Genomic DNA, 15,658 nt, shown 5'->3' with positions numbered 1-15,658 from the left:
GTCGTCCCGACGCACCGCGCACGCGTACTCTCCGTGCGAGGCACGAGCACGCGACGAACCGGATGCCGGGGGAAGATGAGCCAGCCACCGAACCCGTCTCACGAGGGCGACGACGAGCAGCGGCTCCGCCCGCGCCCCATCGCGCGCCCGTCGGTGGACCCGGCGGCCGCGTCGGCGTTCGGCAGGCCGCGCGGCGTGGAGGGTTCTTTCGACGCGTTGTCCCGTCCCGGGGCCGTCACCGGCAACGGCGATCGGACCGGCGGTGCGGGCGGGCCCGTCCTCGCACCACCCACACCCGAGTCGCTGGCGCAGGCGTTCGGCCGCCCTTCCGGGGGACGCGACGTCGTGTTGCAGCGGCCCGACGGCAGCGACGGCACCGCCGTGAACACCACCGCGAACAGCGGCGACGAGGACCCGTTGTGGGCCTCGGAGGAGGACCCGTGGCGGGACCCGGGCGCGGCCGCCGTGCTCGGCAGGCCCGCCGTCGGCGATGACGAGACCGACGAGGAGTCCGCGAAACCCCAGGGCGCGCAGCTGAGCCTGCCCGAGGTGCTGTTCGGCAGGCGCGTCAAGCCCGTCGCACTGGGCCTGCTGGCGGTGATCGCGCTGCTGCTCGGCGCGGCGGGCGGCCTCGTCGGCTGGGGAGTGGCCAGTACCGGCGACGAGCTCACCGGTGAACTCAACGTGGCCGAGGCCGAAGCCGCGAAGGAGCGCCCAGCGGGCTCGATCGCCGGGATCGCGAAGCGGGTGGCGCCTGCCGTCGTGTCCCTGGAGGTCACGTCCGGTCAGGACGGCGGCGTCGGTTCCGGCGTGATGATCGACTCCGACGGCTACGTGCTCACCAACCATCACGTCGTCTCGCAGGCCGCCGAGTCCGAGGACGCCGAGATCACGGCGGTGTTCACCGACGGCACCCGCGCCGGCGCCGAGGTCGTCGGCACCGACCCGAAGACGGACCTGGCGGTCATCAAGGTGAACGTCTCCAACCCGGTGGTGATCGAGGTCGGCAAGTCCGCCGACATCGCCCCGGGCGACAGTGTCGTGGCCGTCGGATCGCCGTTCGGTCTCGAGAACACCGTCACGGAAGGCATCGTCAGCGCCGTCGACCGGCCCGTCACCGCCCCCGGACAGAACGGCGACACGAACGTCACCTACGACGCCATCCAGACCGACGCCGCGATCAACCCGGGCAACTCGGGCGGCGCACTCGTCGACTCCCGCGGCGCGCTCGTCGGGATCAACTCGATGATCCGCACCGTGGGCGAAGGCGAGGGCGGCAGCATCGGCCTCGGCTTCGCGATTCCCGTCGACCAGGCCATGCGCATCGCCGACGACCTGATCAGAGACGGCAAGGTGCAGCACGCCGACATCGGCGTCAACGCCGCGTCGGTGTCGGCCAACAGCTCCGAGGGCGCTCAGGTGCAGAACGTGCGGGGCCAGGGGCCCGCCGCGAAGTCCGGCATCAAGGAAGGCGACGTGATCACGAAGGTGGGCCATCGGCAGGTGCGCAACGCCGCCGAGCTCACCGTCGCGGTCCGCGAACACGACGTCGGTGAGACCGTGCCGGTACGTCTCGTTCGTGGGGGACGAGCCCTTACCGTCGATGTCACCCTGGGTTCAGACTGACCTTGTAGGCTTGGCCGGAGCGGCCGATCGAGGCGGAGGTTCCCAGGTGTTCGAGAGCGTTGGCTGGTCCGAGATCCTCGTGCTGCTCGTGGCTGCCCTGTTCATCCTGGGCCCCGAGCGACTGCCGGAGGCGGCGGCGTGGATGGGCCGGTCGGTACGCAAGGTCCGCGACTTCGCCACCGGCGCCCGGCAGCAGCTCAAGGACGAGATGGGCCCCGAGTACGAGGAGTTCCGCAAGCCCATCGAGGACCTGCGTGGCCTGCGCAACTTCGACCCCAAGCGCGCCGTGACCCAGCACCTCTTCGACGGCGACGCCGATCCCGCGGGGCTGAACAGCCTCAACGGCACCCGCCCCATCGGCGGCGACGGCGCACAGACCACGCCGTACGCAGGCGACATGCGAGCCGACAGCACGGGCGGTGCCGGCGTCGGCGGTATCGGCGCGGGCGGCGCCGGAGCTGCGCCCTCCACCGCGAAACCCGCCCAGGAGCCGCTCACGTCCGGTGAGAAGCCCCCGGTCGACCCGGACGCCACCTGACCCTCCGGCGCCCGCCTCGCGTGTTTCTCCACTCAGCCAGGCGTGTTCTGCACTCGGGCCCGTGTGCGCCCGGCCGTGGCCACTCACGCTGACGCGCGACTGTGTCCGAGTACGGGAATCCGCGCGTCGCGCTGCACCCCTACTTTCGTCGGGTCCTGCGCCGGTTCGGCAACCTTCGTCGGCGCCGGCGCGTGTACCTCGTGTCCGAGGGCTGCGTGCCCGGACGCCGGCAGGCCCTGCCGGCAGGCGAGTGACACCGGTCGCGGAGTGCGCGCAGTGACGACGGCCGGTGCCTCGGCAGGGGAGCGCATGCGCGGATCGTGCACGCGCGCGGGTGGTCCCGAGGCATCCCTCGCACTGGGGGTGGAGGCCTCGGGACCACCGCTCACGCCGTGGTCACCGCCGCAGTCCTGCCAGGGCCGTGCCGAGCGCGGGTGTTCCACCGGCTGCACGAGCGCGTGCAGGACACGCGGTCCGAGCGCAGGACACGTGGTGACGGCGTCGGCCGTCAGCTGCCCGCGGGAGAGACGTTCAGCATCATCCCGGCCAGGCCGCGTGCCCGGACCGACAGCTTCTCGGCGGCCGCACGCATGACCTCGGAGGCGGCGGCGTCGGGTGCGGACAGCACGAGCGGCGTGCCCGCGTCGCCCTGTTCGCGCAGTCGCGGGTCGAGCGGCACCTGGCCGAGCAGCGGCACCTCGGCGCCGACGGACTTCGACAGCGAGTCGGCGACCGTCTGCCCGCCGCCGGAGCCGAAGATCTCCATCCTCGACCCGTCGGGGGCCTCGAACCACGACATGTTCTCGATCACGCCCGCCACGCGCTGACGTGTCTGCAGCGCGATCGCACCGGCACGTTCGGCGACCTCGGCCGCGGCCTGCTGCGGCGTGGTGACGACCAGGATCTCGGCGTTCGGGATGAGCTGCGCAGTGGAGATCGCGATGTCGCCCGTGCCCGGGGGCAGGTCGAGCAGCAGGATGTCGAGGTCGCCCCAGAAGACGTCCGCGAGGAACTGCTGCAGTGCGCGGTGCAGCATCGGCCCGCGCCACACCACAGGAGTGTTGCCGGGGGTGAACATGCCGATGGAGATGACCTTCACGCCGTGCGCCTGCGGCGGCATGATCATCGACTCGACCTTGGTGGGCTTCTCGTCGGCGCCCAGCATCCGGGGCACCGAGTGGCCGTAGATGTCGGCGTCGACGACACCGACCTTGAGCCCGCGTTCGGCCATGGACGCGGCCAGGTTGACGGTGACACTGGACTTGCCGACACCGCCCTTGCCGGACGCGACGCAGTACACGCGCGTCATCGAGCCGGGCTGGGCGAACGGGATAACCGGCTCCTCGGCGTCACCGCGAAGCTGCTTGCGCAGTTCCGTGCGCTGCTCGTCGCTCATGACGTCGAGCTCGACGCGCACCTCGCTGACGCCGGGCAGTTCGCTCACGGCGGCCTTGGTGTCCTTGGTGATCGTGTCCTTCATCGGGCACCCGGCCACCGTGAGATACACCTCGACGGTGACGACCCCGCCGTCGCCGACGGTGATGTCCTTGACCATGCCGAGCTCGGTGATCGGCTTGTGGATCTCCGGATCCTGTACCGAGTCCAACGCGGTGCGGACGGTCTCGACACTGGGCTGTTCTTGCGTGGTGGTCACTGCTCGGGCACCGACCTTCTGTCGCTGGCGGCCTGCTGTTGTCTCCCCATGCTACGTGGCTGCCCATCGAGGTCTTCGCGTAACTTGTCCAGCTCGCTGCGCAGGTAGTCCCGGGTCGCGACCTCGCCGACCGCCAACCGCAGTGCCGCCAGCTCGCGCGCCAGGAATTCGGTGTCGGCCTTGGTCTGCGCGGCGCGGGCGCGGTCCTCCTCGAGCGAGACGCGGTCCCGGTCGTCCTGCCGGTTCTGTGCCAGGAGGATCAGCGGCGCCGCGTACGCCGCCTGGGTCGAGAAGGCCAGGTTGAGCAGGATGAACGGATACGGGTCCCAGCGCAGCGTGACGGCGGTGAGGTTGAGTGCGACCCAGACGATGACCAGAAGCGTCTGCCAGAACAGGTAGCGCCCGGTGCCGAGGAAACGCGCGAGGCGTTCGGCCGTGTTGCCGAACGCCTCGGAGTCCAGGTTCGGGGTCAACCGCCCGAGCCGGTGGGAGTGCCGGGGCTGGTCGAGCCGTCTGCGGCCGGTCGGTTCAGGCATGGTCGTTCTCCGCTGGTGTGCCGGCGGGCGGTGGGGTGCCGTCGCCGGCCGGGGTTCCGGGGTCGAGATCGCGCAGGCCGGTCTCGCGCCAGCCGTCGGGCAGCAGATGGTCGAGCACGTCGTCGACGGTGACGGCGCCGAGCAGGTGGTCCCGGGTGTCGACGACGGGTGCGCACGTGAGGTTGTAGGCGGCGAAGTACCGGGTCAGCTCCGCGAGTGGGGCGGTGGGCGGCAGCGGGGGCAGGTCGGTGTCGGCGACGGAGGCGACGAGTTCGGCCGGCGGTCGGCGCAACAGCCGCTGGAAGTGGACGCACCCGATGTAACGGCCCGTCGGCGTGGCCTGTGGCGGACGGCACACGAAGACCATGCTCGCGAGTGCCGACGTCAGGTCGGGGTTGCGGATGTGGGCGAGCGCCTCGGCGACGGTGGCGTCCGGGGCGAGCACGACGGGTTCCGGGGTCATCAGTCCGCCCGCGGTGTCGGACGAGTAGGCGAGCAGTCTGCGGACCGGACCGGACTCGTCGGGATGCATCAGTTCGAGCAGCCGGGTCTGTTCGGTGGGGCCGAGTTCGCCGAGCAGGTCGGCGGCGTCGTCGGGGCTCATCGCCTCGAGCACGTCGGCCGCCCGTTCGTCGGCGAGGTAGTCGACGAGCTCCTTCTGATCGTCCTCCGGCAGTTCTTCGAGAACGTCGGCGAGCTTCTCGTCGTCCATCGCGTCGGCGACCTCGTGCCTGCGCTTGAGCGGCAGGTCGCGCAGGGTCGCGGCGACGTCGACCGCGCGCATCGTGTCGAACAGCATCAGCAGCTGGCCGGCGCCCTGAGGCTGGGTGCCGAGGTCGGCCAGGCCCAGGCCGGACACGTCCTCCCAGCTCAGCACCTGCAGTCCGCCCCTGCGGCCGGTGAGCTTCAACGGACCGGTGCGCTGCCGGACCGCCAGCTTGGCGAGCACCCAGTCGCGCGTGCGTGTCGGTTCCATGGCCGCGTCGACGACCGTGAGCCGGGTGCCTTCCGGTGGCAGGTGGGCGCGGGCGTCCAGGAGCTGGCCGAGCACGAGGACCTCGTTGGGACGCTGGTGGAACCGCCGCATGTTCACCGACCCCGTGGCGAGGGTGACGGCGTTCGACTCGATCGCGGTGACCCGCAACATCGGGACGAACACGCGGCGCCGGGTCGAGACCTCCACGACGAGGCCCAGCACTCGCGGCGGCTGGTGATCCAGCCGGAGCCCGGCGACCAGGTCACGCACCTTGCCGATCGACTCGCCGTCGGGTCCGAAGACCGGTAGTCCTGCCAGCTGAGCTGCGAAAACCCGGTTGACGGCGGCCATGGGCCAAGCGTAGGCGTGCCGCGGCCGACCTGCCCAGCGGTGATCACCACACGGCGTGGCGGGCCCCGGCCTCACGTGCCGCGCCGATCTCGCGCCGTGTCCGGTGATCATCCCGACGCGAAAGTACGTATTGTTGTGGAGGATTCGCCGTTTCGCCGGGGTGCTCCCCGGTGGGCGAGCACGTATGAACGAGCACCACTGCGGGTACCCAGCCACGTGGGTCGCTGCCTACAGTGCTGACAACGCGGAGCAGTCGAAAGCACAGGTGATGATCGTGACCGGTCCACTGTCGTCAGGCCGCCAGGCGCCCGGGCAGCCGAAGCTGCCCACACCGCCGACCGGATGGCCGATCGGTTCGTACAACACCTACGAGGAAGCACAGCGGGCTGTCGACTACCTCGCCGACAACGACTTCGCCGTGCGCGACGTGACGATCGTCGGTGTCGACCTGATGCTGGTCGAACGCGTCATCGGACGGCTGTCGTGGGGTCGCGTGCTCGGCACCGGCGCGGCGTCCGGTGCGTGGTTCGGTCTGTTCGTCGGCCTGCTGCTGAGCATGTTCAGCAACAACGCCGAGGGCATGGCCCTGGCGCCGATCCTCATCGGACTCGTCGTCGGTATCGGCTTCGGCGTGGCGTTCGCGGCGGTGAGTTACGCGTCGACCCGCGGCAGGCGGGACTTCTCGTCGTCGAGTCAGCTGGTGGCGGGCCGCTACGACGTGCTGTGCCAGCCGCGGAACGCGGAGCAGGGCCGCGACCTGCTCGCCAAGCTGAACATGGGCACCCACGGCTGACGCCACCCCGAGTGATCATCACCTGATCCCGGGCGCCGCGGGCACCGCCGTCCTGGAGTAGTTCTTTCGTCGGGTCTCGGCCCGTCTCCGACCGAATCGTTACAGTCCGCGCTTGCCGTCCGTGATCGTTGGGAATACCTTTCCGGCGATCACTCGAGCGGTCCAACGATCGCGATTCTGGATTCTCACGCACGACGGGGTGCGGAGGCCGATTCCTCCGGTCCCGCGTGTACTACGTGGAGGAGGAGGAGATGGCGCTACCGCCGACGCGGCCGCGCAGGCACCGACCACCCGCACGGGCGGCGGTGCTGGCCTGCGCACTGGTCACCGGGGCCGGCCTGGTCACCGCATGCGGCACCGACGACAACCGGACGATCGACGTCTACTACGCCCCGGAGGACAACTTCCAGACGGTCGTCGACGACTGCAACGAGCAGGCCGACGGCCGGTACCGGATCGTCTATCACAAGCTGCCCCGTGACGCCGACGGTCAGCGGGAGCAGATGGTCCGCAGGCTCGCGGCGGGTGACGAGACGATGGACGTGCTGGGGCTCGACGTCACGTGGGTGCCGGAGTTCGCCGAGGCGGGCTGGATCGAGGAGTGGACCGGCGACCGCAAGGCCGAGGCGGAGCGCGACGTGCTGCCGGGTCCGCTGGCGACCGCGCAGTGGGACGACAGACTCTGGGCCGCGCCGAAGAACACGAACGTCCAGTTGCTGTGGTACGACGACCGCCTCACGCCGGAACCGCCATCCACATGGGACGAGATGATCCGGGATTCGAAACGGCTCAAGCGTGAGGGCGAACCGCACCAGATCCTGTTCACCGGCGCCCAGTACGAGGGCCTCGTCGTGTTCTACAACTCCCTCGTCGCGTCGGCGGGCGGGCGCATTCTCTCCGACGACGGCGAACGCGTGATCATCGACGAGGGCGCCGTCGAGGCGTTGCGGATCCTCAAGGAGATCACAACCTCCGGGCTGACGGACCCGTCGTTGACGAACCAGCAGGAGGACGAGGTTCGCCTGGCGATGCAGCAGGGCCGCGGCGCGTTCGAGATCAACTGGCCGTTCGTCTACGCCTCGTACGCCGCGGAGAAGCCGGACACGCTGCAGCACTTCAAGTGGGCGCCGTACCCGAGCGTCCAGCAGGGCGAACCGGGCCGCAGCACCATCGGCGGCTACGACCTGGCCGTCTCGTCGGCGTCGACGAACAAGCCCGCGGCGTTCGAGGCCGCGTTGTGCCTGCGCAGCGCCGAGCACCAGAAGTACTCGGCGCTGAAGGACGGCGTGCCGCCGAGTATCGAGACGGTCTACGACGACACCGAGCCGCTCGATCCGTCGAAGCCCGCCGACCCCGAGGACAACCCGAGCATGGCGACGGAGTACCCGATGCGCGGGACGATCAAGGAGGCGCTGCAGAACTCGGCGGTCCGGCCGCTGACGCCCGCGTACCAGAATCTGTCCACGGTGATGGCCAAGGTGCTGTCGCCACCGTCCGAAATCGACCCTCAGCGCACGGCGGAGCGGCTCCGTGAGGAACTCACCGCCGCGCTCGACTCGAAGGGCGTGATCCCATGAGCCACGCGGTCACCGACGCATCGGGCGGGGAGCCTGCGGCGTCGACGGGGACACCGAAGAAGGCCAGGCTCAGCGAAGGCCGGAAGGCCGAACGCAGGCTCGGCTGGCTGCTGTGCGCACCCGCGGCGATCGTCATGCTCGCCGTCACCGGGTATCCGATCGTCTATTCGATCTGGCTGTCGCTGCAGCGCTACGACCTGCGGTTCCCCGGCGAGCAGGAGTTCGTCGGGCTCGACAACTACATCGCGGTGCTGTCGAACCCCTACTGGTGGACCGCCTTCGGCACGACGATGCTGATCACGGTGGTCACCGTCGCCATCGAGTTCGTGCTCGGCATGGCGCTGGCGCTGGTCATGCACCGCACCCTCGTCGGGCGCGGGCTGGTCCGGACGGTCGCGCTGATCCCGTACGGCATCGTCACCGTGGCGGCCGCGTTCTCGTGGTACTACGCCTGGACACCCGAAACGGGGTATCTCGCCAACCTCCTCGCCGAGGGCGGCGCCCCGCTCACCGAGTACGGGCCGTCGTTGCTGATCATCGCGCTGGCCGAGGTGTGGAAGACGACGCCGTTCATGGCGCTGCTGCTGATGGCGGGCCTGGCGCTCGTACCCGACGACCTGATGCGTGCCGCCTCGATGGACGGGGCGAACGCCTGGCAGCGGTTCACCAAGGTGATGCTGCCGGTGATGAAGCCGGCGATCCTGGTGGCGTTGCTGTTCCGCACACTCGACGCGTTCCGGATCTTCGACAACATCTTCGTGCTCACGGGCGGCTCGAACGACACGTCGTCGGTGTCGATGCAGACCTACAACAACCTCATCAAGGGGCTGAATCTCGGTATCGGATCCGCCATGGCGGTGCTGATCTTCCTGACGGTGGCGCTGATCGCGTTCCTGTTCGTCAAGGGCTTCGGCACGGCCGCGCCGGGCAGCGACGACGGAGGTAAGCGCTGATGGCAATGCAGACGGCCACTGCAGGCCGCAAGGCGCGCTGGGCGCTGCTCGACATCATCGTCGTGGTGTACGCGCTCGTCCCGGTGCTGTGGATCGCGTCGTTGTCGCTCAAGACCAAGGACACGATCGCCGACGGGAACTTCATCCCGCGGGAATGGACGCTGCAGAACTACAGGGACATCTTCGCGACGACCGAGTTCATCCGGCCGTTGTTCAACTCGATCGGCATCGCGCTCATCGCCACGTTCATCGCGGTCGTGCTCGGCATGATGGCGGCGTACGCGATCGCCCGGCTCGACTTCCCCGGCAAGAAACTGCTCGTCGGGGTGTCGCTGCTGATCGCGATGTTCCCGCAGATCTCGCTGGTCACGCCGCTGTTCAACATCGAGCGGCAACTGGGCCTCTTCGACACGTGGCCCGGCCTGATCCTGCCGTACATCACGTTCGCGCTGCCGCTGGCGATCTACACGCTCTCGTCGTTCTTCCGCGAGATCCCGTGGGAGCTGGAGAAGGCGGCCAAGATGGACGGCGCCACACCGGCTCAGGCCTTCCGGAGGGTGATCGCCCCGCTGGCGGCACCGGGTGTGTTCACCACGGCGATCCTGGTGTTCATCCTCTGCTGGAACGACTTCCTGTTCGCGATCTCGCTGACCTCGACCGAGGCATCGCGAACCGTTCCCGCGGCCCTGTCGTTCTTCACCGGGACCTCGCAGTTCGACGACCCGACGGGAACGATCTCCGCAGCCGCCGTGGTGATCACCATTCCGATCATTCTGTTCGTGTTGTTCTTCCAGCGCCGCATCGTCGCGGGGCTGACGTCCGGTGCCGTGAAGGGGTAAGGCAATGGCAGACATCGTGCTCGACAAGGTGACCAAGCGTTACCCCGACGGGGCGCGCGCCGTGTCCGAGATGAACATCGAGATCGCCGACGGTGAGTTCATCATCCTGGTCGGCCCGTCGGGGTGCGGTAAATCGACCGCCCTGAACATGATCGCGGGCCTCGAGGACATCTCGGGCGGCGAACTGCGGATCGACGGAGCGCGTGCCAACGAGAAGTCGCCGAAGGACCGCGACATCGCGATGGTGTTCCAGTCGTACGCGCTGTACCCGCACATGAGCGTGCGGGAGAACATGGCGTTCCCGCTGCGGCTGGCGAAGGTCGACGACGCGACCGTCAACGAGAAGGTCGAGGAGGCGGCACGGATCCTCGACCTGCAACAGCACCTCGACCGCAGGCCCGCGAACCTGTCCGGTGGGCAGCGCCAGCGGGTCGCGATGGGTCGCGCGATCGTGCGCAGCCCGAAGGCGTTCCTCATGGACGAACCGCTGTCCAACCTGGACGCCAAGCTGCGCGGGCAGATGCGCACGTCGGTGTCGAAACTGCAGAAGCAGCTCGGTACGACGACCGTGTACGTCACGCACGACCAGACCGAGGCGATGACGCTCGGCGACCGTGTCGTCGTACTGCGCGGCGGCCACGTACAGCAGATCGGCTCGCCGCAGTTCCTCTACGACCAGCCTGCCAACCTGTTCGTCGCCGGCTTCATCGGCTCTCCGTCGATGAACTTCGTTCCGGCCGCGCTGGAGGACGGGGCGATCAAGAGCCCCCTCGGCACGGTGCCGCTCACCGACCGGGTGCGGAGCCTCGTCGAGGCGGCGGGCGGGCCACGCGAGGTCATCGCGGGTATCCGCCCCGAGCATTTCGAGGACGTCTCGCTCGTGGACGACAAACACCGCGAGTCCGGTGCGACGTTCCGTTCCACCGTGGACGTCCTCGAGTCGATGGGCGCCGAGAAGTACGCGTACTTCTCCCTCGAGGAGCAGACGGCCGTCAACGAGGAGCTGGCGGAGCTCGCCGCCGACGCCGGCTCGGCGGACGTGCCCGGCAGCGGATCGACGATCGTGACCCGGCTCGACGCGGCGTCGGCCGCCGCCGAGGGTGGGGCGCTGGAGGTGTGGTTCGACCCGGACCGTCTCCAGCTGTTCGACCCGACGTCGGGCAGGAACCTGACGTTCGACGGCTGAGCAGGTCCGCGCGGCGAAGGTGCGCTCCGGCACGTCCGCGAGCGCACCTTCGCCGGTTCGGCGGTGATCCGGGCCAGCGGTTCGGGGCCCGACGTGCGGTCAGCGCCGCCGGGCGCGCAGTGCCTCGAAGAGGTCGTCATCCCAGCTGTGGGTCCGGATGAGGCGGTAGCGTTCGCCCGCGACCCACAGGTACGCCTCGGCCTCGGTCCGGGTCCCGACGAGATCGGCCTGCCGCAGCATCCGCACCACCGGCTGGTACTCGTCGGCGTACCACCGCGCGGCGATCGTGGCCCGGTCGAGGAACGTGCCCGAGTCCTGCATCAGCCGGAACCCCCATGCCTCGACGTGTTCGCCGAGCTCGGCGTAGTCCCACGGGTCGGTGACGATGACCGAAGCGCGAGCCTCGCCGGTCAGCGGCACACGCGCCAGGAACAGCCGCCGGTAGTCCTTGACGATCAGATCGCCCCGGTAGCGGATGCCCGCGGGGTCGAGTTTCGTGCGGACCTCGGTGACGAACGCGTCGATCGTGCCGAGCCCCAGCGCGTGCGCCACGGACACGCGGTGGTGGCCGTCGATGACGAAGTGCAGCTCGCCCACCCGGTACACCTCGACCGGCGGTATCGACTCCCCGCGGCGGCTGGCCAGCGCGAGCCGCTCCCAGCGCTGCCGCACCTTGCCCGACGTCGGCCGGAACCGGCGGTCGAAGTCGGAGTCGCGGTCCACGCTGCCGACGATGCTGTCCAGCGTGATCACCCGCAGCCCCAGGCGCCGCTGGCCCTCCCAGCCGAGCGCGGCGACGACCTCGTCGAACGGCAGCGTGATGTTGACGTCGTCGGGTTCACGGCGCAGCCACGTCGAGAGCCGCGACAGCACCTGCCGTCTGCGGGCGCGCAGGAAGTCGTGTTCCGCGTCGGCGCGGGGGAATCCGGTGTCGCGGCTCATGCCGGCTGCACCAGCGACCCGAGTTCGAGCACGTGGCTGCCCACGACGTTGCGCACCGTCGTGCCGTCGAGCCTGCGGTCGGCCACGGCCTCGCCGTGAGGGTGGATGTGCCCGTGCAGCAGCCACCGCGGGCGCAGCCGGTGGACCGTCTCGTGTAGACAGTCGAAGCCGTGGTGGGGCGGGTCCTCGCGGTCGCCGACCCCGCGCGGCGGCGAGTGGGTCAGCAGGACGTCCACCGGCCGGCCGCGGGCGCGTCGCACCAGCCTCCGCGAGCGACGCGCCTGCGCCCGTTGCGTCCACTGGTTCGGCCCGCCGTTGTAACACACCGACCCGCCGAGCCCCGCGATCCGCAGTCCCGCGACCGTGACCACGCGGCCGTCCGCGTCGATCCCGCCCGCGGGGCCGGGCCACGACGTCGGGATTCCACCGCGCAGCGACAGTCCGCGGTGGCGCGTGAACCCGGTCAGGTCCGGGTCGTGGTTGCCCGGCACGAACACCACCGGTACGTCCACCAGGTCGGCGAGGTGCTCCAGGTAGCCGAACGGCAGGTCGCCCGCGCCGAGCACGACGTCGACGGCCAGGTCGACCTGACGGCCGCACCACAGCGACTCGTCGACCTCGTCGGCGACCACCAGCGCTCGCACCATGGCGACAGGATACGACTCGCACGGGCGCGGGACACGTGCGAAATCGGGCCTGGCGATGATCCCGAATGCAGGACACGCGCGTCCGGCTGCAGGTCACGCGTGTCTGAGCGCAGGACACGCGCGTTGCCGGCAGTGGGTCGGCAGCGTCAGTGGGCCACCGCTGCGGCCTCGGGGTTGACCGCGATGAGGGCGACGACCATGACGAGCCAGGCGATGCCCAGCATGACACCCCAGAACTTCAGGTCCATGAGCTTGCGGATCATGACAACTCCCCACGAGTGATCGATCGAAACCGGATGTGCCCCTCAGCGCGGGCCCGAGCGGGTGCTCAGAGCCAGCGGTTCTTCCGGAATATTCGATAGAGCAGCAGACAGAGTCCGAGAATGATCGCGAGCACGAGCGGATAGCCGAACTTGAAGTTCAGCTCCGGCATGTACTCGAAGTTCATGCCGTAGATGCCCGCGATGGCGGTCGGCACGGCGATGATCGCCGCCCACGCGGTGATCTTGCGCATGTCCGAGTTCAGTTGCAGCGTGATCTTCCCCAGCGTGGCGTCCACCAGGGTCGTCAGCAGTTCGTCGAACGCCTCGACGCGTTCGGCGACGGTCGTGACGTGGTCGTGCACATTGCGGAAGTACGAGCGCACGTCCTCGGGTACGAGCCGGGTGTAGCCCTCGGAGAGCCTGCGCAGTGGCGTCGCCAGCGGCGAGACCGCCCGCCGCAGCTCCAGCACCTCACGTTTGAACAGATAGATCTGCTCCGACGTGACGCGGGTGCGCGGGGCGAACACCTCGGCTTCCATCTCGTCGATGTCGTCCTCGATCTTGTCGGTGACGTCGAGGAAGTGGTCGACGACGTGGTCGGCGATCGCGTGCAGGACGTCGGCCGGCCCGTTCTGCAGCCGTTCCGGATCGGCGTCCAGCTCGCGCCGCAACCGCGCCAGCCCCGTGTGGTTCCCGTGCCGCACCGTGATGATGAAGTCCTTGCCGAGGAACGCCATCAGCTCGCCGGACTCGACGATCTCGTTGGCGGTCGTCGGCGACTCGTGCTCGATGTAGCGCACCGTCCGGAACACCATGAACAGCGTCTCGTCGTAACGTTCGAGCTTCGGGCGCTGGTGCGCGTGCACGGCGTCCTCGACGGCGAGCTCGTGCAGCCCGAACGTCTCCGCGATGCCCTGGATCTGGAGCTCGGTCGGCTCGTGGAGGCCGATCCACACGAAGCCGTCGTCGCGGTCGCGGACCTCCCGGACCGCCTCTTCGTGCGTCCAGGTCCCGGGCCTGCGCTCGCCGCCGACGTAGACGCCGCAGTCGACGACGGACGCCGACAGCGGCTGCGGCCGGCGCTGCGGGGCCTGCACGGGGGAGCGGCGTCCGCGGACGCCCCTGCCGCCGCGGCCCCGCAGGTTGCCGAAGGAAGGAATCGCAGGCATGGCTTCTCCAGGCTGGGTGTCGCCGGATCTCACTGAGGTGCCACGCAGGGCCGGTGCTCGACCAGCGACGCGGGCGGGTGCTCAGGACCGCTTCCGCGCTGGAGCGAAGTGAGGGCCGCGGTAGGCGAGGGACTCGCCTCTGCGACCCGTGGCGCATGCCTCACGGCAAGGGAGGTGCGGTTTCCGACACCGTCGGAAGCGCTGCTCGCCGGGAGTCAGGCCGATTCGGACCGGCGTGAGGAAGCGGTGCCCGTACTGAGCGGGCTCGGGGTACTGAGCGGATTCGACGTACTGGGCGGACTGTCGTCACTGCTCATCTGCATTCCTCACCTCCTCCGGCCGGTCTGCACGCGACGTGGTGTTGCTCGCGTTGACGCGTTGCGCGCCGATGGTCAAGGGTACCTCTAGGGTTGTCTCGCATCATCGCTGGGGGATCTTCGAGGAGGGCTCTGACGTGCGGTTCGGATCATGGGTAGTCGTCGAGACGGAGCGGCGGCATGGCTGACGTCGGCACGGCGAAGGAGCGGCTGCGCCGGTTCGCCGACCACGAGGCGGCCGGGATCTCCCCGCTGTACTCGCACCTCGCGGGTCACGCCGCCGAGGACGACGACGTCGCCGCACTGCTGCTGGAGGCGGGCACCGGCGGTGACGCGCACCCGAATCTGCTGCTGGCGGTGGCGCACCGGCTGATCCAGGCCGAGCCGATCCATCCGCTGTCGCGGTACTACCCGTCGCTCGGCGGGATGGACGGCGTGGACGGCGCGACGTGGCCCGAGTTCCGCACGTTCCTGCTCGAGCGCAGTGACCGGGTGAAGGAACTCCTGCGGACCCGCTTCACACAGACCAACGAGGTCAACCGCGCCGCTGTGCTCTACCCCGCCGTGGCGCGTGCCGCGAAGGAGGCGAAGGGCAAGGTTGGCCTGGTCGAGGCCGGCTGCAGCGCCGGACTGCTGCTGGGCATGGACCGGTTCGCCTACCAGTACCGGCTGCCGGGTGGTGAGCAGCTCGCCGCGGGGCCGAAGAAGACGCCGGTGGGCCTGCACTGTGCGGTCGAGCTCGCCGACGGGGCCCAGCCGCCGACGGTGCCGACCAAGCTGAACGTCGGCGCGAAGGTCGGCCTCGACCGCAACCCGGTCGACGCGCAGGACGACGACGAGCTCGCCTGGCTCGAGGCGTGCGTGTGGGCCGACCAGCCGGATCGGATCCGCATGCTGCGCACGGCCGCGGATGCGCAGGCCAAGGACGTGCCGGAGCTCGTCGCGGGCGATGCGGCGGGTGGCCTGTCCACGGCGGCCGACCGCGTGCCGGAGGGCATGCCCCTCGTCGTCTTCACGAGTCACGTGCTGATGTACATGGAGCCGGAGCACCGCGACGAGTTCGTCACTGCACTGGGTGAACTCGCCGGGCGGAGGCCGGTGTGGTGGGCGTCTCTCGAGCCGTACGAGTACGGGCTCGGTCTCGTGCTGCCGCACCGCGAGGACCTCGCCTACGCGTCGACGGCTCGGCCGGCCGTAGGCCTTGTGTCCTGGAAGAACGGCACGCCGAGCGGGCAGGCGCTCGCGCTGGCCGACCCGCACGGGCAGCGGATGACCTGGCTCGGCGGGTGAG

The 15,658-nt window shown here is 69.7% G+C and carries 14 protein-coding genes; 8 read left to right on the top strand and 6 right to left on the bottom strand.

The window, feature by feature from the left end; genetic code table 11:
- Nucleotides 1-75 precede the first annotated feature (75 nt).
- Both FHS23_RS18950 and tatB read left to right on the top strand, forming a co-directional pair.
- Complete coding sequence (locus tag FHS23_RS18950) at nucleotides 76-1,626, top strand: S1C family serine protease (protein ID WP_183657744.1); 1,551 nt, start codon at nucleotides 76-78, stop codon at nucleotides 1,624-1,626.
- Nucleotides 1,627-1,672: 46 nt separating this feature from the next.
- Complete coding sequence (gene tatB, locus FHS23_RS18945) at nucleotides 1,673-2,164, top strand: Sec-independent protein translocase protein TatB (protein WP_183657741.1); 492 nt, start codon at nucleotides 1,673-1,675, stop codon at nucleotides 2,162-2,164.
- A 508-nt stretch (nucleotides 2,165-2,672) separates the two neighbouring features.
- Here tatB and FHS23_RS18940 read toward each other — a convergent pair.
- The 3 genes from FHS23_RS18940 to FHS23_RS18930 are packed head-to-tail and all read right to left on the bottom strand — an operon-like array spanning nucleotide 2,673 to nucleotide 5,681.
- Nucleotides 2,673-3,818, bottom strand: coding sequence for a P-loop NTPase (locus FHS23_RS18940; protein WP_183657738.1), 1,146 nt, complete (start codon nucleotides 3,816-3,818; stop codon nucleotides 2,673-2,675).
- Nucleotides 3,815-4,354: a DUF1003 domain-containing protein gene (locus FHS23_RS18935; protein ID WP_183657735.1), complete on the bottom strand. Its 540-nt coding sequence runs from the start codon at nucleotides 4,352-4,354 to the stop codon at nucleotides 3,815-3,817. The genes FHS23_RS18940 and FHS23_RS18935 overlap by 4 nt, the downstream gene beginning before the upstream one ends.
- Nucleotides 4,347-5,681 (bottom strand): magnesium transporter MgtE N-terminal domain-containing protein, encoded by a 1,335-nt coding sequence (locus FHS23_RS18930; RefSeq protein ID WP_183657732.1) that lies wholly within the window; start codon nucleotides 5,679-5,681, stop codon nucleotides 4,347-4,349. The genes FHS23_RS18935 and FHS23_RS18930 overlap by 8 nt, the downstream gene beginning before the upstream one ends.
- A 268-nt stretch (nucleotides 5,682-5,949) precedes the next feature.
- Between FHS23_RS18930 and FHS23_RS18925 the strand changes: the two genes are divergently transcribed.
- The 5 genes from FHS23_RS18925 (at nucleotide 5,950) to FHS23_RS18905 (ending at nucleotide 11,029) form a co-directional block, all read left to right on the top strand.
- Nucleotides 5,950-6,474, top strand: coding sequence for a general stress protein (locus FHS23_RS18925; protein ID WP_183658047.1), 525 nt, complete (start codon nucleotides 5,950-5,952; stop codon nucleotides 6,472-6,474).
- A 251-nt stretch (nucleotides 6,475-6,725) separates the two neighbouring features.
- Nucleotides 6,726-8,051, top strand: coding sequence for an ABC transporter substrate-binding protein (locus FHS23_RS18920; protein ID WP_183657728.1), 1,326 nt, complete (start codon nucleotides 6,726-6,728; stop codon nucleotides 8,049-8,051).
- Nucleotides 8,048-9,004 carry a carbohydrate ABC transporter permease gene (locus tag FHS23_RS18915; RefSeq protein WP_183657726.1) on the top strand — a complete coding sequence of 319 codons (957 nt, stop codon included), beginning with the start codon at nucleotides 8,048-8,050 and terminating at the stop codon, nucleotides 9,002-9,004. The genes FHS23_RS18920 and FHS23_RS18915 overlap by 4 nt, the downstream gene beginning before the upstream one ends.
- The gene (locus FHS23_RS18910; protein ID WP_183657723.1) at nucleotides 9,004-9,843 is read left to right on the top strand and encodes a carbohydrate ABC transporter permease; all 840 of its coding nucleotides are present in this window, start codon (nucleotides 9,004-9,006) and stop codon (nucleotides 9,841-9,843) included. The genes FHS23_RS18915 and FHS23_RS18910 overlap by 1 nt, the downstream gene beginning before the upstream one ends.
- Nucleotides 9,844-9,847: 4 nt before the next feature.
- On the top strand, nucleotides 9,848-11,029 hold the full coding sequence (locus FHS23_RS18905; RefSeq protein WP_183657720.1) for an ABC transporter ATP-binding protein: 1,182 nt from the start codon (nucleotides 9,848-9,850) through the stop codon (nucleotides 11,027-11,029).
- A 99-nt stretch (nucleotides 11,030-11,128) separates the two neighbouring features.
- Here FHS23_RS18905 and FHS23_RS18900 read toward each other — a convergent pair whose 3' ends face one another.
- The 3 genes from FHS23_RS18900 to corA all read right to left on the bottom strand — a co-directional run bounded on the left by FHS23_RS18900 (nucleotide 11,129) and on the right by corA (nucleotide 14,050).
- On the bottom strand, nucleotides 11,129-11,971 hold the full coding sequence (locus FHS23_RS18900; protein WP_183657717.1) for a ParB N-terminal domain-containing protein: 843 nt from the start codon (nucleotides 11,969-11,971) through the stop codon (nucleotides 11,129-11,131).
- The gene (locus tag FHS23_RS18895) at nucleotides 11,968-12,618 is read right to left on the bottom strand and encodes a metallophosphoesterase family protein (protein ID WP_183657714.1); all 651 of its coding nucleotides are present in this window, start codon (nucleotides 12,616-12,618) and stop codon (nucleotides 11,968-11,970) included. Before FHS23_RS18895 ends, FHS23_RS18900 begins: the two co-directional genes overlap by 4 nt.
- 328 nt (nucleotides 12,619-12,946) lie before the next feature.
- A complete protein-coding gene (gene corA, locus FHS23_RS18890; protein ID WP_183657711.1) occupies nucleotides 12,947-14,050 on the bottom strand; it encodes a magnesium/cobalt transporter CorA in 1,104 nt (367 codons plus the stop codon).
- 497 nt (nucleotides 14,051-14,547) lie between these two features.
- On the opposite strand from corA, the gene FHS23_RS18885 reads away from it, so the two are divergent.
- Nucleotides 14,548-15,657 (top strand): DUF2332 domain-containing protein, encoded by a 1,110-nt coding sequence (locus FHS23_RS18885; RefSeq protein WP_183657707.1) that lies wholly within the window; start codon nucleotides 14,548-14,550, stop codon nucleotides 15,655-15,657.
- Nucleotide 15,658 lies beyond the last annotated feature (1 nt).

The organism is Prauserella isguenensis, from assembly GCF_014191605.1.
GTDB classification, from domain to species: Bacteria; Actinomycetota; Actinomycetes; order Mycobacteriales; family Pseudonocardiaceae; genus Prauserella; species Prauserella isguenensis.
Note: the sequence above shows the minus strand (reverse complement) of the source record. Positions and strands in the feature narration are given on the sequence as shown.